Genomic DNA, 24,536 nt, shown 5'->3' with positions numbered 1-24,536 from the left:
TGCGAGACATGGGAACGAAGACAGTGGACGTGACGAAGACAGCCGAGGAGCCGGAGGCCGTGGAGGCCACCGAGCCCGACGACGAAGTGACGGATGAGGTGACGGAGGCCGAGGCCGCCGCCGACGGGACCGAGGAGGAGGCGCCTGCGGGGTCCTCCTCCTTCGTCGGGCAGGGCGCCGGAGCCGTCGTCTCCGCGGGGCTCGGCCTGGTCTCCCTGACGGGTGGCTGGATCGGTACGGTCGCCGCCGCGCGCGAGACCCTCATCGGCCAGCTGGAGACCTCCACCAGCGCGACGGTCGCCCAGCAGGTCGAGCAGGTCTACGGCGACGCCTGGCGGACCACCGCCCTGTGGGCGGGCCTGTTCGCGCTCATCGCCCTGATCGTCGGCGTCGTGGTGCTGGCCCGGCCCGCCTTCGGCGTTCCCGGCAAGCCGCAGCCCCTGTGGATCAAGTCGGTCGCCTGGGGCGGCGTCGCCCTCGGTGTGATCGGCCTGCTGATGGCCGTACTGAAGTACACCGACGTCCTGCTCGGCCTGCCCTCCACCGGCTGAGTCACCGCAGGTCCTGAGGGGTCTTAGAGCGTCCGTGAGCACCTTACGGAGCATCTGAGGCCCCTCACCCGCTTCTAAGGCCCCGGGCGCGGCCGAAGATGCGGAACTCTCCCGATGTGGCGGACCCCCCTGGGAGACGAGAGTTGAGGCATCGCAACAAGCGAGACCAACTCTCCCAAGGGGACACGATGTTCGAGCACGAGCTGTACCGCATCCGCACCGCCGACCTCATGCGCGAGGCCCAGAACGACCGCCTGGTCCGTGAGGTCGTCCGCGGCCGCCGCGCCGCCCGCCGGGAAGCGGCCCGCCAGGCCGCCGAGGGCGAGGTGCATACCTCCCGTCTCGGCCGGCTCCGGACCACCCGCACCGCGTGAGAACCGGGGGACCGGCGCCGGGGCGCCCCACGAAAACCGGTGCCGTGCTGTCAGGGCCGCGTGCAATGCTCTGGCCCGTGGAGAACCAGTCCGTCAGCCCGGTGTTCGTCGGTCGTGCCGACGAGGTGCAGATCCTGAACGACGCGCTCGCCCGTGCCGAAGCCGGGGGAATCTCCCAGGCCTTCGGCACCGGGGGAGAGCCCCAGGCCCTGCTCCTCGGCGGCGAGGCCGGCGTCGGCAAGACCCGCCTCGTCGAGGAGTTCGCCAACCGCGCCGCCCGCGCGGGAGCCGTCGTCGCCCTCGGCGGCTGCGTGGAGATCGGCGCCGACGGGCTGCCCTTCGCGCCCTTTTCCACCGCCCTGCGCGCCCTGCGCCACGAACTCCCCGCCGAACTCGCCGCCGCCGCGGCGGGCCAGGAGGAGGAACTGGCCCGGCTGCTGCCCGAACTCGGCGAGACCGGCTCCCAGCGGCACGACGAGAACGGCATGGCCCGCCTCTTCGAACTCACCGCCCGGCTGCTGGAACGCGTCTCCGCCGACCGCACGGTCGTCCTCGTCCTGGAGGACCTGCACTGGGCCGACGCCTCCACCCGCCACCTGCTGGCCTACCTGCTGCGCACCCTGCGCACCGGCCGCCTGGTCGTCCTCGCCACCTACCGCTCCGACGACATCCACCGCCGCCATCCGCTGCGCCCCCTGCTCGCCGAACTCGACCGGCTGCGCACGGTCCGCCGGATCGAGCTCGCCCGGTTCAGCCGCGCCGAGGTGGGCCGCCAGATGGCCGGCATCCTCGCCGCCGAACCCGACCCGGCCCAGGTCGACGAGATCTTCGAACGCTCCGACGGCAACGCCTTCTTCGTCGAGGAACTCGCCGTCGCCGCCCACGAGGGCTGCTGCACCGGACTCACCGACTCCCTGCGCGATCTGCTCCTCGTGCGGGTCGAGGCCCTTCCCGAGTCCGCCCAGCGGGTCGCCCGGATCGTCGCCGAGGGCGGCTCCACCGTGGAGTACCGGCTGCTCGCGGCCGTCGCCCGGCTCGCCGAGGACGATCTCCTGGAGGCGCTGCGGGCCGCCGTCAACGCCAACATCCTGAGCGCCGCGCCCGGCGGCGACGGCTACCGCTTCCGGCACTCCCTGGTCCGCGAGGCGGTCAGCGACGACCTGCTGCCCGGCGAGCGCTCCCGCCTCAACCGCGCCTACGCCGAGGCCCTCCAGGCCGATCCGAGCCTGGTCCCCGCCGACGAACGCGTCATGCGCCTGGCCAGCTACTGGTACCACGCCCACGACCCCGCCAAGGCCCTGCCCGCCGTCCTGGACGCCTCCGTCACGGCCCGCCGCCGGCACGCCTACTCCGAACAACTGCGGCTCCTGGAACGCGCGATGGAGCTGTGGGACTCCGCGCCCGAGGACGTACGGGCCACCCTGCGCCCCGTCGACTACACCGAGGTCTACCCGCCCTGCGGCTGCGACCCCGCCACCGCACCCCTGCGCTATCTCGACCTGATGGCCGAGGCCGCCGTCGCCGGACGGCTGTGCGGGGAACGGGAACGCGCGCTGAAGATCACCAAGCGGGCGCTGCATCTGCTGGACGGCGAGGACGACCCCCTGCGGGCCGCCTGGTTCTGGATCCAGCGCTCCCGGCTGGTCCAGGCCCAGGCCCGCGGCGACGGCTGGCAGGAGATCGGCACCGCCCAGGAACTGGTCCGGGGCCTGCCGCCGTCCGAGGTGCACGCCGACGTGCTGGCCACCGCGGCCGCCTGGGCCATGGTCCGGGCACCGGGCCCGGACGCCATGACCGCCGCCGAGCGCGCCGTCGAGTACGCGCGCATGGTGGGCGCCTCCGACATCGAACTGAACGCCCGCCTCACCCTCGGGGTGCTGCTCGTCGACGCCGGGGACATCGAGACCGGACTCGCCCAGATGTACGAGGTCCGGGAGCAGGCGCTGCCGCTCGGACTGCCGTCCGTGCTCGGCCGCAGCCACATCAACCTGGCGTCCGTCCTCGAAGGCATCGGCCGCTCCAAGGACGCGGTCGGCATCCTGCGCGAGGGCCTGCGGCTCACCCAGGACCGGGGCCTGCGCGACTCGGAGGCCTGGATCTGGGCCAATCTCGCCGAGGCGCTGATCTCCCTGGGCCACTGGGACGACGGAGCGGAGGCCGCGCTCGCCGCCCAGCGGGTGGGCCAGGTCGCCAAGCCGCGCGGCTGCGCCGCCCACTGCCTGGCCCAGATCGCACTGGCCCGGGGGCACCTGGACGAGGCCGCCCGGCACCTGGCCGACGGCCGCCTCGCCTACGGCACCCACGACCCCATGCCGCAGAACGACCTGCCCCTGTCCCGGCTCGCGATAGCCCTCGCGGCCGCCGAGGGCCGCATCCTGGACGCCCGCGCCGAACTCACGCGCGTCCTCGACGCCGGCTTCCAGCCCGGCACCCAGCGCTACGCCTGGCCCCTGCTGCTGGCCGCCGCCACCGCCGAGGCCGACGCCCGGGACCTCCCCGCAGCCGACGAGGGCCGGGCCGGCATCCTGGAGCGCCTCTTCGAGGCGGTGAAGACCCTCACCACCGACGCCCCCATCTGGCACGCCCACGACCAGTGGGTCCGCGCGGAACTCCACCGCGCCGAGGGCCGGGCGCCCCGCGACCTGTGGTCGTCGGTGGTCACCGCCTTCGAGCAGCTCCAGCGGCCCTACGACCTCGCCCGCGTCCGCCACCGGCTCGCCGAGACCCTGGTGGCGGGCGGCGAGGATGACCGCGCCTCGGCGGAGGAACTCCTCCGCCTCGCCCACGCCGTCGCCGACCACCTGGGCGCCCGCCCCCTGGCCGACGAGGTCGCCTCGCTCGCCCGGCGAGCGCGCCTCCCCCTCAGGCCCGACGAGCCCCGCCCCACCGCCGACACCCTCGGCCTGACCAGCCGCGAACGGGACGTCCTGCGCCTGGTCACCGCCGGTCGCACCAACCGCCAGATCGCCGAGGAACTCTTCATCTCCCCGAAGACGGCCAGCGTCCATGTCTCCAACATCCTCGCCAAGCTGGGCGTCGCCGGGCGCGGCGAGGCCGCGGCGCTGGCGCACCGGATGGGGCTGTTCCGGACGGAGGACGGGGAGCGGGTGGGCGGCGCCGCCTAGCTTAGCTAGGAGACCTGCACCTCCACGATCCTGTCGTCCGCGCCCTTGGGTGAGCCCCGTCCGTCGGTGTTGCTCGTCGTCACCCACAGCTTGTCGCCGCCCGCCGCGACCACCGTGCGCAGCCGGCCGTAGTCGCCCTCCAGGAAGGACTGCGGGTCGGCCGCGGCCTCGGTGCCCTTCAGGGGGACGCGCCACAGACGCTCGCCCCTCAGGCCCGCCATCCAGACCGAGCCCTCAGCGTAGGCGATGCCGCTGGGGGAGGCCTCGTCCGTCGACCACTGGGCTATCGGACTGCGGAACGCCGGGTCGTCCGACTCGCCCTCGGCCTCCGGCCAGCCGTAGTTGTCACCGGGCTTGATCGCGTTCAGCTCGTCCCAGGTGTTCTGGCCGAACTCCGCGGCGAACAGGCGCTGTTCGGTGTCCCAGGCCAGGCCCTGCACATTGCGGTGGCCGTAGGAGTACACCGGGGAGTCGGGGAAGGGGTTGCCCGGCGCCGGTTCGCCCTCCGGGGTCATCCGCAGGATCTTGCCGCCCAGGGACTCCTTGTCCTGCGACAGACCCTCCTCACCGCTCTCGCCCGTGCCCGCGTACAGCATCTTGTCGGGGCCGAAGGCGATCCGGCCACCGTTGTGGATGAAGCCCTTGGGGATGCCCCTGAAGATCGTGTCCGGGGCGCCCAGTTGCTCACCGGCCGGCTTGTCCTCGTCGACCAGCATCCGGACGATGCGGTTGTCCGAGGCCGAGGTGAAGTACGCGTAGACCATGTGGTCCGAGGCGTAGTCCGGGGAGAGCGCGAGGCCCATCAGGCCGCCCTCTCCGGCCGGGGACACCCCGGGCACCTCGCCCACCTCGGTCTTCTTGCCGGTCTCGGTGTCGACCCGGGTGATCGTGCCCTCGTCACGCGAGGAGACCAGCAGGTCGCCGTCCGGCAGCGGGGCCAGGCCCCACGGGCTCTTCAGACCCTCGGCGACCGTCCGCACCACCTTGGCCGATCCCTCGGCGGGCGGGGTGTCATCCGTCGCCCGGGACGACGGCGGTGCCTGGGAGGCCGCACCGCTCGACGCCGCGCCGTCACCCGCGCCGGACGAGCCCCCTTCGCCGTCGGAGGAACACCCGGCCGTCAGCAGGAGCGCGGCCGCGGCCAGTACGGCCGACACAGCTCGACGTTGCACGATCATGGTCCCTTCGACGCGGGCGGCTTCTCCTTGTCATACACCGCTCGCGCCCCACAGGTTCCCGATCAATGATTCCCGCACCAAGACCGCCCGGCAACCGCCGGTCTCAGTCCCAGGACCCGCGCGCCCCGGGCAGCGCCCCGATCTCCGCCAGATCCTCCGCCGTGAGCCGCAGCCGTGCCGCCCCGGCGTTCTGGGTGACCCACCGCTCCCGCTTCGCCCCGGGCACCGGCACCACGTGCCGTCCCTGCGCCAGTACCCACGCCAGCGCCACCTGCGCCGGGGTGACGTCCTCCCCGTGGCGGCGGGCGATGCGGCGCAGACCGACCACGATCGGCTGGTTGGCCGCCATCATCTCCGCCGTGAAGCGGGGATGGCGGGCGCGCACGTCGTCCGGTTCGAAGCCCTCGCCCGGCGTCAGCGTGCCGGTGAGGAAGCCGTTGCCCAGCGGCATCGCCGCCAGGAAGCCGATGCCGCGCGCCTCGCACCACGGCAGGAGGGACTCCAGCGCCTCCGGCGACCACACCGACAGCTCCGCCTGCACCACGCTCACCGGGAAGACCTGCTGCATCCGCCGCAACTGCCGGAGCGTGGTGTCGTGCAGGCGGCCCCCGGAGCGGCGACCGCCGCGCGCACCCACCGCGCACATGCCCAACGCCCGTACCTTCCCGGCCCGGACGAGGTCCGCCATCGCCCCCCAGGTCTCCTCGACCGGCACCTCGGGATCGGCCCGGTGCAGCTGGTACAGGTCGATCACGTCCGTCTGGAGTCGCCGCAGCGACGCGTCGCACGCCCGCTTCACGTACCCGGGGCGGCCGTTGGCCACGATGTGCTGCTCGCCGACCAGCAGCCCGACCTTCGTCGACACGAAGGCGTCCGGCCGGCGCTCCTTCAACACCCGCCCCAGCAACAGCTCGTTGGTGAACGGGCCGTACATGTCGGCCGTGTCCAGCAGCGTCGAGCCCAGATCGAGCGCCCGGTGCACGGCCCGCAGCGACTCGTCACCGCGCTGCCGTGATCCGCTGTACGCCCAGCTCATCGGCATGCACCCGAGTCCGACAGCCCCCACCGCGAGCGCCGCCGCGCCGATCGTCCTGCGCTCCACCTGCCCGTGACCCTCCCTCTTCCGCCACCCCAACCTAACCTCTGCCGTGCCGGGGACCTGACATAGCCTCCGGAGCATGACTGCTGACGTGTGGCTTCCCATCCCGCCGGACGAGATCGAAGGGCTCCCCGAGGGGCCGGACTACCGCTTCTGGGACGGCGCCGAGGACTATCCCGCGGACCCCGCCGCGTGCGCCTTCTACGTCGTCCCCTACATGAAGCCGCCGGGACTCGGACAGCGCCCGCTGCCCGTGATGAGCTCCGTCGAGGTCGTGCAGACGCTGTCCGCCGGCATCGATCACGTCGAGCCCGGACTGCGGCATCTGCGTGCGGGCGTCCGGCTCTGCAACGCGCGCGGGGTGCACGAGGCGAGCACCGCCGAGCTCACCCTCGCGCTGATCCTGGCCTCGCTGCGCGGCATCCCCGGCTTCGTGCGGGCCCAGGACGAGGGGGAGTGGCGCGGCGGCTTCCGGCCCGCCCTCGCCGACAAGACCGTCCTCATCGTGGGCTACGGCTCGATCGGCGCCGCCATCGAGGACCGGCTCGCGCCGTTCGAGCTCGCGCGGGTGGCGCGCGTCGCGCGCTCCGAGCGCACTACGGAGCGCGGGCCGGTGCATCCACTCACCCGGCTGCCCGCCCTGCTCCCGGAGGCGGACGTCGTCGTGCTCTCCACCCCGCTCACCGAGACCACGCGGCACCTGGCCGACGCCGACTTCCTGGCCCGGATGAAGGACGGGGCGCTGCTGGTGAACGTCGCGCGCGGCGGCGTCGTCGACACCAAGGCCCTCCTCGCCGAACTGGAGAGCGGGCGCATCACCGCGGCCCTCGACGTCACCGACCCCGAACCGCTGCCCCCGGGCCACCCGCTGTGGCAGGCTCCCGGCGTGCTCATCACTCCGCACGTCGGTGGCCCGACGTCCGCCTTCCTGCCCCGCGCCAAGCGGCTGCTGGTGGACCAGTTGAGCCGTTTCGTGAACCGGGAGCCGCTGCGAAACGTGATCCTTACGACGGGCGCTGACAGCGGCCCGTTGACCAACGCGACAGCCACGTAACCCGGTTCGGGTACCCTCCGCAACCTTCCGGACGCGGTCCGTGCCCGCATCCCCGCTGGTCGTCACGGAGCGTAGAGAACCTATGTCCCTGAGTGACGAGACTGGTGTATCGTCCCGACAGGGGCTGCGCCGCGCACCGTTCGGCGCCGGGGATGGACATTGCAGACTGTGAGGGGGGCGACGGGCGATGCACGGCCTATGGACCAACGATCCGACGCGGCGGGGCCGCCGGCGGCGACCCTGGCGCACGGCCGCGCGCCGACGCGGCCACCACGGCAGTCAGGGCGGTCACCACAGCCATCACCGCAGGCACAGCAGCCGCCGCAGGCATGCCCATCCAGCGCACCGGGACCCGAGGGACCCGGGAGCGGCGCGGACCGGGAGGGACCGGTGAGCTCGCCGCCGCCTCCCACGACGACCCTCAACGGAGCGTTGCGGGCCCATCCTTCGTCGGGGGCGCTGCCCCGCCTGCCGTCCACCGGCGGCGGGGCCGGCATGGTCCCCCAACTCGTCCTGGCCCTGGTCTGCGCGGGATACGCCCTCGGTTCCGCGCTCGGCTGGGGTTCGGCCGAACTCGCGCTGATCATGGGTGACTTCGGGCTGAGCGCCGCGGCCGGCGCCGCCGCGGTCTCCTGCTTCCTGTACGCCCGCAGCCGCCGGATCCGCTTCCGGCCGGCCTGGCTGCTGTTCGGCCTCTCCTCGGTGATGGCCTCCCTCGGCAACCTCGTCTGGGGGTGGTACGAGGTCGTCCTCGAACGGCCCGTGCCGAGCCCCAGCTACGCGGACGGGTTCTTCCTCTGCTTCGCCCCGCCCGCCATCGTGGGACTGCTGGTGCTCGCCAAGCGCCCGGTGACCCGGGCCGGCTGGGTCTGCCTCGGCCTCGACGCCTGGCTGATCGGCGGCTCCCTGCTGACGCTGTCGTGGAGCCTCGCCCTCGCCCAGACCGCCGCCGAGTCCGAGGCGACGAGCGTGGCGCACACCGCGCTGTCGCTGGCCTACCCGCTGCTGGACATCGCGCTGGTCAGCATGGTGCTGGCGCTGCACTTCCGGCGCTCGTCGGTGAACCGCACGGCGGTGAACACCGCGATCGGGGCACTCGCCCTGACCGTGATGTGCGACGCCCTGTTCACCTCGCCGCTGATGCACAACAACTACCGCTCCGGCCAGCTCCTCGACGCGGGCTGGTTCGCCGGCTCGCTGCTGCTCGCCTACGCCCCCTGGGCCGCCCCCCGGGGCGGCGACGCGGAGCGGCACGAGGGCGAGGGGTACACGCGCGTGGTGCACGAGCACCTGCCCGGACAGCGGGGCGGCGGCGGTCACCACCACCTGCCCCCGCAGGGAGGTGATCACAGCCGGTTCCCGGCGGCCCGGCCGATCGCCGGCTCGCTGGCCGCCCTCACGCCCTACCTCGCCGCCGCCGTCTGCACGCTGGGGATCCTCTACAACGTCCTCAACGGCCGCAGCGTCGACCGCGTCGTGCTCATCACCGGCGGCACCGTCGTGCTCGCCCTCGTGGTCCGCCAGGGCATCATGCTGCTCGACAACATCACCCTCACCCAGGAACTGGCGCAGAAGGAGAACCACTTCCGCTCCCTGGTGCAGGGCTCCAGCGACGTCATCATGATCGCCGCACCGAACGGCATCCTCCGCTACGTCTCCCCGGCCGCGGCCGGCGTCTACGGCCGCCCCGCGGAGGAGCTGGTGGGCACCGAACTGGCGAACCTCATCCACCCGGAGGACCTGGGCTGCGTGGTGCACGAGGTGCGCCGCTTCCTCGCCGCCAGCCCGCACGAGGAACCCACCACGCGCATCGAGTGCCGGTTCCGCTCCGGCGACGGCGGCTGGCTGAACGTGGAGTCCACCGTCAACCGCCACCACGGCGGCCTCATCTTCAACAGCCGGGACGTGACCGAGCGCGTGCGCCTGCAGGCGCAGCTCCAGCACAACGCCGAGCACGACCCGCTCACCGACCTGCCCAACCGCGCCCTGTTCACCAAGCGCGTGCAGCAGGCCCTGTCCGGCCGCCGCGCCTCCGACCGGGGCGCCGCCCTGCGCGGCACGGCCGTCCTCTTCATCGACCTGGACGGCTTCAAGGCCGTCAACGACACCATCGGGCACCAGGCCGGCGACGAACTGCTCGTACAGGCCGCCCGCAGGCTCCAGGAGGCGGTCCGGCACGGGGACACCGCCTCCCGGCTCGGCGGCGACGAGTTCGCCGCGCTCATCGTCGGGGACGGCACCCGTGACCGGTCCGCCCGCGAACGGCACATCCTGGAGCTCGCCGACCGCCTCAGGGTCACGCTGTCGCAGCCGTACGTCATCGACGGCAACGATGTCCGGGTCGCCGCCTCCATCGGCGTCGCGTTCGCCGAGCCGGGCCTGGGCGCGGGCGAGCTGCTGCGCAACGCCGACCTCGCGATGTACCGGGCCAAGGCGTCCGGGAAGGGCCGGGTGGAGCTGTACAAGCCGCAGATGCAGCAGGACGTCGTACGCAAGGCCGAGCTGGCCACGCGACTGCGGGCCGCGCTGCACGACGGCGAGTTCGCGCTGCTGCACCAGCCGGTGGTGTCCTTGCAGGACGGGCGGATCGCGTCGGTCGCCGCCCAGGCGCGCTGGCGGTCCTCGCAAGGCGTGCTGTTCACGCCCGCCGAGTTCCTGCGGGTCGCCGAGGACAGCGACAAGACCGCCGAGCTGGGCCGCTGGATGCTGGAGGAGGCCGTCGAGCAGGCCGCCGAGCGCGCCGCGGCGGGGCTCTCGGTGCCGGTGGCCGTCCGGATCAGCGCGCGCCGGCTGCTGGACCGCTCGATGCCGCCCGACTCGATCGCGGCCCTGCTCACCCGGCACCGGCTGCCGTCGGGCTCCCTGGTGCTCGAGCTGGCCGACACCGACGTCCGGGGCTCGCTGGACGAGCTGGAGCGCCGCCTCGGCGCGCTGCGCAGACTGGGCGTGCGGATCGCGCTGGACGGCTTCGGCAGCGGCTGTGCGGCGATCACCGCGCTGCGCAGGCTGCCCGTGGACGTGCTCAAGGTGGACCGCGGCCTGGTCGAGGGGGTCGTGGAGTCCGCGCGGCTGCACAAGATCACCAGCGGGCTGCTGCGGATCGCCGGCGACCTGGGGCTCCAGTCCGTGGCCGAGGGCGTGGACCTGCCCGAGCAGGTGGTGGCGCTGCGGGCGATGGGCTGCACCCATGGCCTGGGCATGGCGTTCTCGGGCCCGCTGGACGAGTACCGGCTGCGCCGGGCGCTCGGATCCGGCCACTACCCGGTCCCGCACGGGCCGGGGGAGCCGGCGTTCGCCGGGGTGCGGGAGCCGCAGGGCCGGGGCGTGCCCGCTGTTCTGGGAGGCGGCGGCGCCCTTCGCTCACATAATGAGACTCCCGTCCCACCACCTTGACACACGGTGCGTGCCGGGGGGAGGGTCAGTGCCATGCGCACCCGAATTCTCGTACTTGGAAAGCGCGTCGGCTGACGCTGAGCCCTTGACCGCTCAGCGACCCACTCCCGGCGCGCTCCCCTCGCTTGCCTGACGGCACGAGGGGTTTTTTGTTGCACCAGCAGCAGTCGTACACCGCACAAACTTCGCAAAAACCCTCAGCATCGAGAAGAGAATGCCGATGACCGAGCAGGCCACCGGGGCCCATCATCCGCAGCCGCGGCCCCGTTCCGGAGGACAGCAGTCCGCCCCCGAGCACGTCACGGGTGCGCAGTCCCTCATCCGCTCTCTCGAGGAGGTCGGCGCCGACACCGTATTCGGCATTCCCGGCGGTGCGATCCTCCCGGCGTACGACCCGCTGATGGACTCCACCAAGGTGCGCCACGTGCTGGTCCGCCACGAGCAGGGCGCCGGGCACGCCGCCACCGGCTACGCGCAGGCCACCGGCAAGGTCGGCGTCTGCATGGCGACCTCGGGCCCCGGCGCCACCAACCTGGTGACCCCGATCGCCGACGCGCACATGGACTCCGTGCCCATGGTCGCGATCACCGGGCAGGTCGCCTCCAAGGCGATCGGCACCGACGCCTTCCAGGAGGCGGACATCGTCGGCATCACCATGCCGATCACCAAGCACAACTTCCTGGTCACCAAGGCCGAGGACATCCCGCGGGTGATCGCGCAGGCGTTCCACATCGCCGCCACCGGCCGCCCGGGCCCGGTCCTGGTCGACATCGCCAAGGACGCGCTCCAGGCGCGGACCACCTTCTCCTGGCCGCCCGTCATGGACCTGCCCGGCTACCGCCCGGTGACCAAGCCGCACGCCAAGCAGATCCGCGAGGCCGCCAAGCTGATCACCGCCGCCAAGCGGCCGATCCTCTACGTCGGCGGCGGCGTCCTGAAGGCCGGCGCCACCGCCGAGCTGAAGGTGCTCGCCGAGCTGACCGGCGCGCCCGTCACCACCACCCTGATGGCGCTCGGCGCGTTCCCCGACACCCACCCGCAGCACCTGGGCATGCCCGGCATGCACGGCTCGGTGGCCGCCGTCACCGGACTGCAGAAGGCCGACCTGATCGTCGCCCTCGGCGCCCGCTTCGACGACCGCGTCACCGGCAAGCTGGACAGCTTCGCGCCGTTCGCCAAGATCGTGCACGCGGACATCGACCCGGCCGAGATCGGCAAGAACCGCGCCGCGGACGTGCCGATCGTCGGCGACGCCCGCGAGGTCATCGCCGATCTGGTCCAGGCCGTGCAGAAGGAGCACAGCGAGGGCCACCAGGGCGACTACGCGGCCTGGTGGAAGGACCTGACGCGCTGGCGCGACAACTACCCGCTCGGCTACGACCAGCCCGAGGACGGCTCGCTCTCCCCGCAGCAGGTCATCCAGCGCATCGGCCAACTCGCCCCCGAGGGCACGATCTTCGCGGCGGGCGTCGGCCAGCACCAGATGTGGGCCGCGCACTTCATCGAGTACGACAAGCCCGCCACCTGGCTCAACTCCGGCGGCGCCGGGACGATGGGCTACGCGGTCCCGGCCGCGATGGGCGCCAAGGCCGGAGCCCCGGACCAGACCGTCTGGGCGATCGACGGCGACGGCTGCTTCCAGATGACCAATCAGGAACTGACCACCTGCGCCCTGAACAACATCCCGATCAAGGTCGCCATCATCAACAACGGCGCCCTCGGGATGGTCCGCCAGTGGCAGACCCTCTTCTACAACCAGCGCTACTCCAACACCGTGCTGCACAGCGGCCCGGAGGCGGACGGCAGGCAGCCCAGCGCCGGCACCCGCGTCCCCGACTTCGTCAAGCTGTCGGAGGCCATGGGCTGTTACGCGATCCGCTGCGAGGACCCGGCCGACCTCGACAAGGTGATCGAGGAGGCCAACTCCATCAACGACCGCCCGGTCGTCGTGGACTTCATCGTCCACGAGGACGCGATGGTGTGGCCGATGGTCGCCGCCGGCACCTCCAACGACGAGATCCTGGCCGCCCGGGACGTCCGCCCCGACTTCGGCGACAACGAAGACGACTGAGCGAGAGAGACGTAGAGAAAAATGTCCAAGCACACGCTCTCGGTCCTGGTGGAGAACACGCCCGGCATCCTGGCGCGGATCGCCGCCCTGTTCTCCCGCCGCGGCTTCAACATCGACTCGCTCGCGGTCGGTGTCACCGAGCACCCCGACATCTCCCGCATCACCATCGTGGTCAGCGTGGCCGACCTGCCGCTGGAGCAGGTGACCAAGCAGCTCAACAAGCTCGTCAACGTGCTGAAGATCGTCGAGCTGGAGCCCGGCTCGGCCGTGCAGCGCGAACTCGTTCTGGTGAAGGTGCGCGCCGACAACGAGACGCGCTCCCAGATCGTCGAGATCGTCCAGCTGTTCCGCGCCAAGACCGTCGACGTCTCCCCGGAGGCCGTCACGATCGAGGCCACCGGCTCCAGCGACAAGCTGGAGGCGATGCTGAAGATGCTGGAGCCGTTCGGCATCAAGGAGCTCGTCCAGTCCGGCACGATCGCGATCGGACGCGGAGCCCGTTCGATCACGGACCGATCGCTGCGCGCCCTCGACCGGTCGGCATAACGACGGATCCGGGCGGCCGGGGAACACCGGCCGCCCGCATACCGAGACCCCCGAACTTCCCTTCCGCCCGCCGTCATACGGTGGGACGCAACACCTGCACACAAGGAGAGAACCCAAAGTGGCCGAGCTGTTCTACGACGCCGACGCCGACCTGTCCATCATCCAGGGCCGCAAGGTCGCGGTCATCGGTTACGGCAGCCAGGGCCACGCCCACGCGCTGTCGCTCCGTGACTCGGGTGTCGACGTGCGCGTCGGTCTGCACGAGGGCTCCAAGTCCAAGGCCAAGGCCGAGGAGCAGGGCCTGCGCGTGGTGACGCCGTCGGAAGCCGCCGCCGAGGCCGACGTCATCATGATCCTCGTCCCGGACCCGATCCAGGCCCAGGTCTACGAGGAGCACATCGCCCCGAACCTGAACGACGGCGACGCGCTGTTCTTCGGCCACGGCCTGAACATCCGCTACGGCTTCATCAAGCCCCCGGCCGGCGTCGACGTCTGCATGGTCGCCCCCAAGGGCCCGGGCCACCTGGTCCGCCGCCAGTACGAGGAGGGCCGCGGCGTTCCCTGCATCGCCGCCGTCGAGCAGGACGCCACGGGCAACGCCTTCGCGCTCGCCCTGTCGTACGCCAAGGGCATCGGCGGCACCCGCGCCGGCGTCATCAAGACGACCTTCACCGAGGAGACCGAGACCGACCTGTTCGGTGAGCAGGCCGTCCTCTGCGGTGGCACCGCCGCCCTGGTCAAGGCTGGTTTCGAGACGCTGACCGAGGCCGGTTACCAGCCCGAGATCGCGTACTTCGAGTGCCTGCACGAGCTGAAGCTGATCGTGGACCTCATGTACGAGGGCGGCCTGGAGAAGATGCGCTGGTCGATCTCCGAGACCGCCGAGTGGGGCGACTACGTCACCGGCCCGCGGATCATCACCGAGGCCACCAAGGCCGAGATGAAGAAGGTCCTCGCGGAGATCCAGGACGGCACCTTCGCCCAGGCCTGGATGGACGAGTACCACGGCGGTCTGAAGAAGTACAACGAGTACAAGCAGCAGGACTCCGAGCACCTGCTCGAGACCACGGGCAAGGAGCTGCGCAAGCTCATGAGCTGGGTCGACGAGGAGGCGTAAGCCGCGTGTCACGGGGTCGGAGCGATCGCTCCGGCCCCGTTGTCCACCACGTCCAGCCACGGACGGGTGATCCTTCCGCTGCGGCGTAAGACGCCTCGGCCCGCAGCACTACACTTCTGCACAACATACGCGTCAGGCCCACAGCGTCGTGCGTCTTCCACGCGGCAAGCCCCTCCACCGCCAGCGGCCGTCGGGACGGCCGTCCGCATTGGACATGTGAGGACTCACGTGAGCTCGAAACCCGTCGTACTCATCGCTGAAGAGCTGTCGCCCGCCACCGTCGACGCGCTCGGCCCCGACTTCGAGATCCGCCACTGCAACGGCGCCGACCGGGCCGAGCTGCTCCCGGCCATCGCCGACGTGGACGCGATCCTGATCCGCTCGGCCACCAAGGTCGACGCCGAGGCCATCGCCGCCGCGCACAAGCTGAAGGTCGTCGCACGAGCCGGCGTCGGCCTGGACAACGTCGACGTCTCCGCCGCCACCAAGGCCGGCGTGATGGTCGTCAACGCGCCGACGTCCAACATCGTGACCGCCGCCGAGCTGGCCTGCGGCCTCCTCGTCGCCACCGCCCGCCACATCCCGCAGGCCAACGCCGCGCTGAAGAACGGCGAGTGGAAGCGCAGCAAGTACACGGGCGTCGAGCTCGCCGAGAAGACCCTGGGCGTCGTCGGCCTCGGGCGGATCGGTGCCCTGGTCGCCCAGCGCATGTCCGGCTTCGGCATGAAGGTCGTCGCCTACGACCCGTACATCCAGCCCGCCCGCGCCGCGCAGATGGGCGTCAAGGTGCTGTCGCTGGACGAGCTGCTCGAGGTCTCCGACTTCATCACCGTCCACCTGCCCAAGACCCCGGAGACCGTCGGCCTGATCGGCGACGAGGCGCTGCGCAAGGTCAAGCCGAGCGTCCGCATCGTCAACGCCGCGCGCGGCGGGATCGTCGACGAGGAGGCGCTGTACTCCGCCCTCAAGGAGGGCCGGGTCGCCGGTGCCGGTCTCGACGTGTACGCGAAGGAGCCCTGCACGGACTCCCCGCTCTTCGAGTTCGACCAGGTGGTCGCCACCCCGCACCTCGGTGCCTCCACCGACGAGGCGCAGGAGAAGGCCGGCATCGCCGTCGCCCGCTCGGTGCGCCTCGCGCTCGCCGGTGAGCTGGTCCCGGACGCGGTGAACGTCCAGGGCGGCGTCATCGCCGAGGACGTCAAGCCGGGCCTGCCGCTCGCCGAGCGCCTCGGCCGGATCTTCACCGCGCTCGCCGGTGAGGTCGCGGTCCGCCTCGACGTCGAGGTGTACGGCGAGATCACCCAGCACGACGTCAAGGTGCTCGAACTCTCCGCGCTCAAGGGCGTCTTCGAGGACGTCGTCGCCGAGACGGTGTCCTACGTCAACGCCCCGCTGTTCGCCCAGGAGCGCGGCGTCGAGGTGCGGCTGACCACCAGCTCGGAGTCGGCCGACCACCGCAATGTCGTCACCGTGCGCGGCACGCTCGGCAGCGGCGAGGAGGTCGCGGTCTCCGGCACCCTGGCCGGCCCCAAGCACCTGCAGAAGCTCGTCGCGGTCGGCGACTACGACGTGGACCTCGCGCTCGCCGACCACATGGTGGTGCTGCGCTACGAGGACCGTCCCGGTGTCGTCGGCACCGTGGGCCGGGTCTTCGGCGAGGCGGGCATCAACATCGCCGGCATGCAGGTGTCCCGCGCGGTCGCCGGTGGCGAGGCGCTGGCCGTGCTGACGGTCGACGACACGGTGCCCGCCGGGGTGCTGGCCGAGGTCGCCGAGGAGATCGGGGCGACGTCCGCCCGCGCGGTGAACCTGACCTGACGCCACCGCTGCTCACACGCCGGACGCGCTGAGGTTCCTCGGCTCGTCCGGCGTTTCGCATGTCTGCCCCCGTACCTCGATCCGCCGCAGGGTGAGCGCCGCCAGCACCGCCGCCCCCGTCAGCACCACCGCTCCCGCGACCGCCGCCCCCTGCATCCCGCTGGTGAAGGCCTCCCGGGCGGCCGTGGCGAGGCCCGGCACCCGGTCGGCGACGGCCAGCGCACCGCCCAGCGTCTCGTGGGCCGCTGCCGGGGCCGAGTCCGGGATCTCGTGGCGGTAGACCGCCGTACCGATGGAGCCGAGCAGGGCCATGCCCAGCGCGCCGCCGAACTCGGCGCCGGTCTCCATCAGGGAGGACGCGGAGCCCGCCCGCTCCACCGGGGCGGCGCCCATCGCCAGGTCCATGATCTGGGACATCACCACGACCGCGCCGACGGCGAGCACCGCGCACGCGGTCAGCACCAGCCACAGCGCGTCCGTACTGGCGAGGGACAGCAGGGCGAAGCCCGAGGCGGCGATCAGGAAGCCGCCGGTGACCACATGGGCCCGGTGGACGCCCTTCTGCACCAGCAGGGTGGCGAGGGGCGCCGCCGCCCCGATCGGCACCGACGGCAGCAGCGCCCACAGGGCCGCCTCCAGCGCGCTCTTGTCGAGGACGGACTGGAGGTACTGGGTGGTGAAGTACGCCGAGCCCATGATGCCGAACGCCGAGACGAGGTTCAGGGCGACCGAGGGGGCGAAGCCCCGGCCGCGGAAGAGCGCGGGGGAGATCATCGGGGAGGCGGCCGTGCGCTGGCGGTGGATGAAGAGGGCCGCGAAGAGCAGGCCGACGGTGATGGAGACGACGTAGCGGACGTTCCAGCCCTCGGAGGGGATCTCCTTCAGGCCGTAGATCACGGGGAGTACGGCCGCCATCGACAGCGGGACGCTCAGCAGGTCGAAGCGGCCGGGCTCGGGGTTCCTCGACTCGGGGAGCAGCAGCGGGCCGAGCAGCAGCAGGAGCGCCATCGCGGGCAGGTTGACCAGGAAGACCGAGCCCCACCAGAAGTACTCCACCAGGACACCGCTGAGCACCGAACCGAGTGCGACCCCGGCCGTCATCACGCCGGACCACAGTCCGATCGCCTTGGCGCGCTGGCCGGGGTCGGTGAACATCGTGCGGAGCATGGCCAGCGTCGAGGGCATCAGGGTCGCGCCGCCGATGCCGAGCACCGCGCGGGCCGCGATGAGCGTCCCGGCGCTGTCGGCGTAGGCCGCGGCCAGGGAGGCGGTGCCGAAGGCGGCGGCGCCGATCAGCAGCAGGCGGCGGTGGCCGATGCGGTCGCCGAGCGAGCCCATGGTCATCAGCAGGCCGGCCAGGACGAAGGCGTAGATGTCGAAGATCCAGAGCTGCTGGGTGCCGGTGGGTTCCAGGTCGGCGCCGATCGCCGGGACGGCGAAGTAGAGGACCGAGACGTCCATCGACACCAGCAGCAGCGGCAGCATCAGCACGCAGAGCGCGCCCCATTCACGGCGGCCGGCACGAGCGGGGACTGGTCGGTTCGTTGTCATGGCGGCGAATGTACACACGTATTAAACGACTGTCTATGACGACTGTATAGGACGAGTGTATGGATCGGGGGTAGGCTGTCCGCCATGGGACACCGTGAGGATCTGCTCGAAGGCGCCAAGCGCTGCCTGCTGGCGAAGGGGTTCGTGCGGACGACCGCGCGCGACATCGTCAAGGAGTCGGGGACCAACCTGGCGTCGATCGGCTATCACTACGGCTCGAAGGACGCGTTGCTGGCGCAGGCCTATCTCGCGCTGGTCGGCGATGTCTCCGACGCCTTCGACGGCGACGGCACCACCGCGAGCACCACCGCGCCCGGTTCCGCCGAGCGCTTCCACGAGGTGTGGTCGAACATCATCGGCACCATGCGCGGCCCCGGCTCGATGTGGCGGCTCAGCATGGAGATCGTGGCCATGGGGGACCAGCTGCCCGCGGTGCGCGACCATCTGGCCGCGCAGCAGCGGGACGCCGAGCGTGCTCTCGTGGCGCTGTTCATGGACATCCCCGAGGACGAGATCCCCGACAAGGCCCTGGACACCGTCGGACGGTTCTACACCACGCTGATGACGGGCCTCATCGCCCAGTGGAACTTCGACCCCGAGCGCGCACCCGACGCCGACGCGCTCACCGAGGGGCTGCGCCAGGTGATCGAGGCCGCCACCCGGGACTAGGCGGAACCGGGAGGGGTCCGGCTACAGCCGTGCCCCCTTCAGCGCCATGTGCAGCAGCAGCCGGTGCTCCCCGTCGTCCAGGTCCAGGCCCGTCAGCTGCTCGACCCGGGACAGCCGGTAGTAGAGCGTCTGCCGGTGGATCCCCAGTTCGGCGGCCGTCCGGGCCGCCTGCCCCGCCAGGTCGAGGTAGACCTCGGCGGTGCGCGCCAGTTCCCGGTGCGCGGGGGCGAGCAGCGGGGTCACCGCCGGATCGCGCGCCGTCCCCGGCGGCAGCGCGGTGAGCAGGCGGTACGGGCCGATGCGGGCCCACTGAGCGACGGGCCCGAGCCGCGGCTCGGCCAGCACCGCGCGCGCCGCCGCCGACGCCTCCCGCCAGGCCGCCCCCAGCTCCACGAGCCCGGCCCGGGCGGCCGCGATGCCCGCGCCCCCGGGTCCGCCCGCCCGCTCCAGCAGCCGTCCGGCCGCGGTGGTCGCCGGGGTCAGCACCTCCGGGGAGCGCAGCCGGATCAGCAGCGCCAGGGCGTGGGCCGTCGCTCCCCACGGCACCGTGCACAGGGCCGTGGCGCCCGGCACCGTGCGCACCGACGGGGCGTCGTCCGGGTCCGCCGAGGGCCAGGGGGCCACGCAGACGACCGTGTGGAGGGAGTCGGCGCGGGCGCCCAGGGCGGTGCGGAGTTCGGCGACGGCCATCTCGCGCTGCCAGTCGCGCTCGGCGGTGAGGACGGCCCGCAGTTCACGGGTGAGGTCGGCGCCGTGCTGGGCCTCGTCGGCGAGCAGGGCGCCGATCCGGACGGTGACGTCCATCGCGGCGGCCAGCTGCCGGTCGGTGGGGCCCGGGTCGTCGTCCAGGAGCCAGACGTACCCGAGGACCACGCCCCGGTGACGGACCGGCAGGCAGATCCGGCCGCGGTGGACGCCGGCCTCCGGGGTGCGCGGGATGCGGACGGGGGCGCTCGCCCGGGTGATGCCGAAGCCCTCGAACCAGGCGCGGACGGCGGCCGTGGAACGGCGGGTGAGGATCGAGCGGGTGCGCACGGGGTCCAGCGCGGAGGCGTCCAGCTCGTCCTCGCTGTCGTAGGCGCCGAAGGCGATCAGCTCGAAGTCGCGGTTCTCCAGGGTCGCCGGGGCGCCCAGCAGCTCCGAGATCTCGTCGACCAGCTCCTGGTAGTCACCCTTGAATTCCGACGTCACCCGGGCATTCTCCCGCATTTTCCGAGGTGCCTCATACATCTGTATGAGATCCGCGGCACGGATGCGTGACAGCTGTCGATGGCCGAGGATCGGAGGGATCCTTAGGTTTCACGGTGGTTCTCCGTGCCGTACCCGAACCGTTGGGATACGGCCTGTTTCTGATGGTTGTGGAGGTGCCCCGTGCTGGGTCCCGTGATTCTCGCCGCGTCGCGCAGCGACCGGATGCGACGTCTGGTCTCGGCCGCTCCGGTCACCAAGCAGGTCGTCGACCGCTTCATCCCCGGTGAGACCGTGGACGAGATCGTCCCGATCATCGAGGACCTCACGGCCAAGGGCCTGGAGCTGACCATGGACGTGGTCGGCGAGGACATCACCACCCCCGCCCAGGCCGAGGCCGCCCGGGACGCCTACCTGGCGCTGATCGACCGGCTCAAGGGGCTGGACCTCGGCACCCGTGCCGAGATGTCCGTGAAGCTCTCCATGTTCGGCCAGGCGCTGCCCGGCGGCCATGAGCTGGCGCTCGCGAACGTCCGTCCGGTGGTGGAGGCCGCCGCCGCCATCGGCACCACGGTCACCCTGGACGCGGAGGACCACACGACCCTCGACTCGATGTTCGCCATCCACGAGGAGCTGCGGAAGGACTTCCCGCAGACGGGCTGCGTGATCCAGGCCTACCTGTTCCGCACCGAGGCCGACGCCCGCCGCCTCGCCGCGAACGGCAGCCGGGTGCGCATCGTGAAGGGCGCCTACAAGGAGCCCGCCGAGGTCGCGTACCAGGACAAGGCCGAGATCGACAAGGCGTACGTCCGGATCATGCGCATCCTGATGGAGGGCTCCGGGTATCCGATGATCGGGTCCCACGACCCGCGCCTGATCTCCATCGCCCAGGAGCTGGCCCACCGCGCCGGACGCAAGCTCGACGAGTACGAGTTCCAGATGCTCTACGGCATCCGCGGCGACGAGCACCTGCGCCTGGCCGCGGAGGGCCACCGCATGCGCGTCTACACCGCCTACGGCACCGACTGGTACGGCTACTTCATGAGGCGTCTGGCGGAGAAGCCGGCGAACCTGCGCTTCTTCGTCCGCTCGATGGTCACCAAGGGCTGAGCCCGAACACCCGCTCACGTACAAGGAGTTACGGATCTCATGGACGCTGTGACCCAGGTCCCCACCCCCGTCAACGAGCCGGTGCACGGCTACGCCCCCGGTTCGCCCGAGCGCGCCCGGCTCGAGGCCAAGCTCAAGGAGCTGGCCGACAACCCGATCGACCTGCCGATGACCATCGGCGGGGAGAAGCGCATGGGCGGCGGCGAGCGTGTCGACGTCGTGCAGCCGCACAACCACAAGGCCCGCCTCGGCACCTTCGCCCACGCCACCCAGCAGGACGCCCAGGACGCCATCGACGCCGCCCTCGCCGCCGCCCCGGCCTGGCGCGCGATGTCCTTCGACGACCGCGCGGCGATCATCCTGCGCGCCGCCGAACTGCTGGCCGGCCCCTGGCGCGAGACGCTGGCCGCCTCCACCATGCTCGGCCAGTCCAAGACCGCCCAGCAGGCCGAGATCGACACCCCCTGCGAGCTCGTCGACTTCTGGCGCTTCAACGTCAAGTACGCCCGTGACCTGCTCGCCGAGCAGCCCCCGGCGAACTCCCCCGGCGTGTGGAACCGGCTCGACCACCGCCCGCTGGAGGGCTTCGTCTACGCGATCACGCCGTTCAACTTCACGGCCATCGCGGGCAACCTGCCCACCGCCCCGGCGCTCATGGGCAACGTCGTCGTGTGGAAGCCGTCCCCGACGCAGACCCACGCCGCCGTGCTGCTGATGCAGCTGCTGGAGGAGGCGGGCCTGCCCAAGGGCGTCATCAACCTCGTCACCGGTGACGGCATCGAGGTCTCCAAGGTCGCCCTGGAGCACCGCGATCTCGCCGGGATCCACTTCACCGGCTCGACCAAGACCTTCCAGTACCTGTGGAAGACGGTCGGCAACAACATCGAGAAGTACCGCACCTACCCGCGCATGGTCGGCGAGACCGGCGGCAAGGACTTCGTCGTCGCCCACCCGAGCGCCGACCGCGCCATCCTGAAGACCGCGCTGACCCGCGGCGCCTTCGAGTACCAGGGTCAGAAGTGCTCGGCGACCTCCCGCGCCTACATCCCGGCGTCGATCTGGAACTCCGGTTTCAAGGAGGAGTTCGCCGCCGAGGTCGACTACCTCACCATGGGTGACGTCACCGACCTGGCGAACTTCATCGGCGCGGTCATCGACGAGCGTGCCTTCGCCAAGAACAAGGCCGCCATCGACCGCGCCAAGTCCGACCCGTCCTGCACGATCGTGGCGGGCGGCTCCTACGACGACTCGGTGGGCTGGTTCGTCCGCCCGACCGTCATCGAGTGCTCCGACCCGGAGAACGAGGTGTTCACCACCGAGTACTTCGGCCCGATCCTCGCCGTGCACGTCTACGAGGACGACACGTACGACGAGATGCTGACCCAGATGGAGTCCGCCTCCGACTACGCCCTCACCGGCGCGGTCATCTCCAGCGACCGTGCGGCCACCGCGTACACCATGGACAAGCTGCGCTACGCGGCCGGCAACTTCTACATCAACGACAAGTCGACCGGCGCCGTCGTCGGCCAGCAGCCCTTCGGCGGCGGCCGGGCCTCCGGCACCAACGACAAGGCCGGCGCCCCGCAGAACCTGATGCGCTGGACCCTGACCCGCGCCATCAAGGAGACGCTGGTCCCGCCGACCGACTACACCTACCCGCACATGGGCTGATCGCCGACCGCCGCGAACGGGCCGGATCCTTCGGGATCCGGCCCGTTCGCGTGCCCGCCGTCTCAGATAGTAGGAAGTCCGAGTAATTGTGGAGACAGAAGCGTCCCGCTCCCTTAACTTTGTAGGAGCCGAACGTCTCGCTCGATCAAGCGAATGGCGGTCGTGAGCCGGGCCCCGTGCAGGCAACCCCTGCGGCACCGCTCCCCGCCCCACCCGGCGTCTCGTAACCCCTCTTCCGCACTCCAGGATTGTTTCGAAGGAGTCGATTTCCCATGGCCGAGACGACCGCCCGCCGAGTCCGTCACCTCTCGCGCTCGACCGAGTCCGACCGCAAGAACGCCGCCGCCGCCCTCCAGCGCGCACTCGACCGCCGTGACAACGGCGGCGCCACCGGCCACTGAGCCGGACCGCACACGCCGGGAGCCGCACCCGCGCGAGGTGCGGCGCGGGGTTCAGGCGCCGCGCCGCACCTCGAAATGGTCGATGCGCTTCCCGTCGTGCGCGAGGGCGGACACCTTCAGCCGCGCACCGGCGCCGCTGACCGCCTCCACCTTCAGGACCGAGAAGCCCCGGTAGCGCACCCGGGACCACTCCACGGTCTCCTTCTTCACCGACCGCGACCGGGTCCACTGGAACGTGTCCACCGACTCGCGGTCCTTCACCCGGCCCTCGTAGCTCTCCTCGACGCCCGCCGGGAAGCCGTACAGGTCCTTGCCGCCCCCGCCGGCCGTGACGTACACCGTGCCGTCCCGCGCCGGGTCGGTCGCCGCGCCGATCGGCACCGGGCGGCCCACCTCGCCGTTCTTGATGGCGTCGGTCCGCTCGTAGACATGGTTGTGTCCGTTGATCACCAGATCCACCCGGTGCTCGGCGAACAGCGGCAGCCACTCCGCGCGCACCCCGCCGTCCGAGGCGTGCGTGGACGTCGAGTAGGTGCAGTGGTGGAAGAAGACGACGACGAAGTCCACCGCCGCCGACGCCCGCAGCTCCCGCAGCCGCCCGGCCAGCCACCTCGTCTGCCGGCCCCCGGTGTACCCGAGGTTCGCCGGGATCTCGTACGACACGTCGTTGGCGTCCAGCGCCACGAAGCCGACGTTGCCGTAGACGAAGGAGTACACCCCCGGTGCGGTACGCGGGTCGAAGCCGCTCTCCGGGAGGCTGAAGCGGGCCACCTGGCCGCCGTAGCCGTCCGGGGAGTACCAGGCCTCCATGTCGTGGTTGCCGGTCGTCACCATCCACGGCACGGTTTTCGCGACCGGCTCGTTCTGCTTCAGGAACAGGTCCCAGAACCCGGGGTCGTAGCCGTCCGACTCCTCGCCCCGGCCCTTGACGTTCGCGTAGCAGATGTCCCCGGCGTGCAGATGGAAGGCCGGATCCTGGCGCAGCAGCAACTGGTCGCCGGCCTCGGCCGCGTCGCTGACGCCCTGGTCGCCGAAGGCGGTGAACACGAAGGACTCCGGGTTCGCCGGCGCGGTACGGAAGGAGGCGACGGTGGAGCGGTGCGGGGGTGCGGCGGGGTCGAAGCCCTCGTGGCCCACGCCGTAGTAGTACGTCGTGCCCGGCAGCAGGTCGTCCAGGGCCGCGTGCACGTAGTACTGCTCCAGCGCCAGGCGTACGCCCTCCACGCCCGGCGTGTGCAGGGCGCGGATCTCGGCCGCCACCTTGCGGCCCAGCTCGTCCGGGCGGGCGCCGACGCGCACGTACGGCTTCCGCACCGCCGCCGGGACCTGCCAGGAGATCCGCATCTGGGTGCGCGGGTCGGCGCCGAAGGCGAGGTGGCGGCCGAAGGGCGTGACCGCCGAGCCGGACACCGCCGTGGTCGCGGACCGGGACGGGGCCGGGGAGGCCGTCGTACCCGTCCCCGAGCAGCCGGTCAGTACTCCGCCCGCCACCGCGCCCGCCGTCACCAGCGCGCGGCGCCGGGTCAGCCTGGTGCGCGCGTACTCGTACTGCTCGGCCATGCTCATCCGGCGCGCGAGCCGCGGTGGGATGCCGATGTCGGGGAGGTCCATGACGCAGAA

Annotated in this window: 18 protein-coding genes; 13 read left to right on the top strand and 5 right to left on the bottom strand. The window is 71.8% G+C overall.

Annotation, left to right across the window (positions count from 1 at the left end; all coding sequences use genetic code 11):
* Positions 1-8: 8 nt before the first annotated feature.
* The 3 genes from M8H82_RS16890 to M8H82_RS16880 all read left to right on the top strand — a co-directional run bounded on the left by M8H82_RS16890 (position 9) and on the right by M8H82_RS16880 (position 4,050).
* Complete coding sequence (locus M8H82_RS16890) at positions 9-551, top strand: hypothetical protein (RefSeq protein WP_250074743.1); 543 nt, start codon at positions 9-11, stop codon at positions 549-551.
* Positions 552-739: 188 nt separating this feature from the next.
* Positions 740-925: a hypothetical protein gene (locus M8H82_RS16885; RefSeq protein WP_250074741.1), complete on the top strand. Its 186-nt coding sequence runs from the start codon at positions 740-742 to the stop codon at positions 923-925.
* Positions 926-990: 65 nt separating this feature from the next.
* Positions 991-4,050: a helix-turn-helix transcriptional regulator gene (locus tag M8H82_RS16880; RefSeq protein ID WP_250074738.1), complete on the top strand. Its 3,060-nt coding sequence runs from the start codon at positions 991-993 to the stop codon at positions 4,048-4,050.
* Positions 4,051-4,055: 5 nt separating this feature from the next.
* Here M8H82_RS16880 and M8H82_RS16875 read toward each other — a convergent pair whose 3' ends face one another.
* Both M8H82_RS16875 and M8H82_RS16870 read right to left on the bottom strand, forming a co-directional pair.
* Complete coding sequence (locus M8H82_RS16875; RefSeq protein WP_250074736.1) at positions 4,056-5,228, bottom strand: sorbosone dehydrogenase family protein; 1,173 nt, start codon at positions 5,226-5,228, stop codon at positions 4,056-4,058.
* Between the two features lie 103 nt (positions 5,229-5,331).
* Positions 5,332-6,330 (bottom strand): aldo/keto reductase, encoded by a 999-nt coding sequence (locus M8H82_RS16870; RefSeq protein ID WP_250074734.1) that lies wholly within the window; start codon positions 6,328-6,330, stop codon positions 5,332-5,334.
* 76 nt (positions 6,331-6,406) lie between these two features.
* On the opposite strand from M8H82_RS16870, the gene M8H82_RS16865 reads away from it, so the two are divergent.
* The 6 genes from M8H82_RS16865 to serA all read left to right on the top strand — a co-directional run bounded on the left by M8H82_RS16865 (position 6,407) and on the right by serA (position 16,326).
* Positions 6,407-7,381 (top strand): 2-hydroxyacid dehydrogenase, encoded by a 975-nt coding sequence (locus M8H82_RS16865; RefSeq protein WP_250074732.1) that lies wholly within the window; start codon positions 6,407-6,409, stop codon positions 7,379-7,381.
* A gap of 390 nt (positions 7,382-7,771) precedes the next feature.
* Positions 7,772-10,774: an EAL domain-containing protein gene (locus tag M8H82_RS16860; protein WP_250074730.1), complete on the top strand. Its 3,003-nt coding sequence runs from the start codon at positions 7,772-7,774 to the stop codon at positions 10,772-10,774.
* 214 nt (positions 10,775-10,988) lie between these two features.
* Positions 10,989-12,845: an acetolactate synthase large subunit gene (locus M8H82_RS16855; RefSeq protein ID WP_250074728.1), complete on the top strand. Its 1,857-nt coding sequence runs from the start codon at positions 10,989-10,991 to the stop codon at positions 12,843-12,845.
* A gap of 21 nt (positions 12,846-12,866) precedes the next feature.
* A complete protein-coding gene (gene ilvN / locus M8H82_RS16850) occupies positions 12,867-13,391 on the top strand; it encodes an acetolactate synthase small subunit (RefSeq protein WP_007496172.1) in 525 nt (174 codons plus the stop codon).
* A gap of 118 nt (positions 13,392-13,509) precedes the next feature.
* Positions 13,510-14,508, top strand: coding sequence for a ketol-acid reductoisomerase (ilvC, locus tag M8H82_RS16845; protein ID WP_250074725.1), 999 nt, complete (start codon positions 13,510-13,512; stop codon positions 14,506-14,508).
* Between the two features lie 228 nt (positions 14,509-14,736).
* Entirely contained in the window at positions 14,737-16,326 is a 1,590-nt protein-coding gene (serA, locus tag M8H82_RS16840; RefSeq protein WP_250074723.1) for a phosphoglycerate dehydrogenase, read from the top strand.
* Between the two features lie 12 nt (positions 16,327-16,338).
* Here serA and M8H82_RS16835 read toward each other — a convergent pair whose 3' ends face one another.
* Entirely contained in the window at positions 16,339-17,877 is a 1,539-nt protein-coding gene (locus M8H82_RS16835) for an MFS transporter (protein ID WP_250074721.1), read from the bottom strand.
* Positions 17,878-17,961: 84 nt separating this feature from the next.
* On the opposite strand from M8H82_RS16835, the gene M8H82_RS16830 reads away from it, so the two are divergent.
* Positions 17,962-18,546: a TetR/AcrR family transcriptional regulator gene (locus M8H82_RS16830; RefSeq protein ID WP_250074720.1), complete on the top strand. Its 585-nt coding sequence runs from the start codon at positions 17,962-17,964 to the stop codon at positions 18,544-18,546.
* 21 nt (positions 18,547-18,567) lie between these two features.
* On the opposite strand, the gene M8H82_RS16825 is transcribed toward M8H82_RS16830, so the two are convergent.
* On the bottom strand, positions 18,568-19,755 hold the full coding sequence (locus M8H82_RS16825) for a helix-turn-helix domain-containing protein (protein ID WP_250074718.1): 1,188 nt from the start codon (positions 19,753-19,755) through the stop codon (positions 18,568-18,570).
* Between the two features lie 162 nt (positions 19,756-19,917).
* Between M8H82_RS16825 and M8H82_RS16820 the strand changes: the two genes are divergently transcribed.
* From M8H82_RS16820 to M8H82_RS36445, 3 genes are all read left to right on the top strand, one after another.
* Positions 19,918-20,844, top strand: coding sequence for a proline dehydrogenase family protein (locus M8H82_RS16820; protein ID WP_250074716.1), 927 nt, complete (start codon positions 19,918-19,920; stop codon positions 20,842-20,844).
* A gap of 39 nt (positions 20,845-20,883) precedes the next feature.
* Positions 20,884-22,515, top strand: a complete 1,632-nt coding sequence (pruA, locus tag M8H82_RS16815; protein ID WP_250074714.1) for an L-glutamate gamma-semialdehyde dehydrogenase — start codon at positions 20,884-20,886, stop codon at positions 22,513-22,515.
* Between the two features lie 272 nt (positions 22,516-22,787).
* Positions 22,788-22,916, top strand: coding sequence for a hypothetical protein (locus tag M8H82_RS36445; RefSeq protein WP_284048964.1), 129 nt, complete (start codon positions 22,788-22,790; stop codon positions 22,914-22,916).
* Positions 22,917-22,967: 51 nt separating this feature from the next.
* Here M8H82_RS36445 and M8H82_RS16810 read toward each other — a convergent pair whose 3' ends face one another.
* Positions 22,968-24,527 carry a metallophosphoesterase family protein gene (locus M8H82_RS16810; protein ID WP_250074712.1) on the bottom strand — a complete coding sequence of 520 codons (1,560 nt, stop codon included), beginning with the start codon at positions 24,525-24,527 and terminating at the stop codon, positions 22,968-22,970.
* Positions 24,528-24,536 lie beyond the last annotated feature (9 nt).

The sequence above is a fragment of the Streptomyces sp. YS415 genome, assembly GCF_023544665.1.
Taxonomy (GTDB): Bacteria; Actinomycetota; Actinomycetes; order Streptomycetales; family Streptomycetaceae; genus Streptomyces.
The sequence above is the reverse complement of the archived record's forward strand: the minus strand, read 5'-3'. Positions and strand labels throughout refer to the sequence as shown.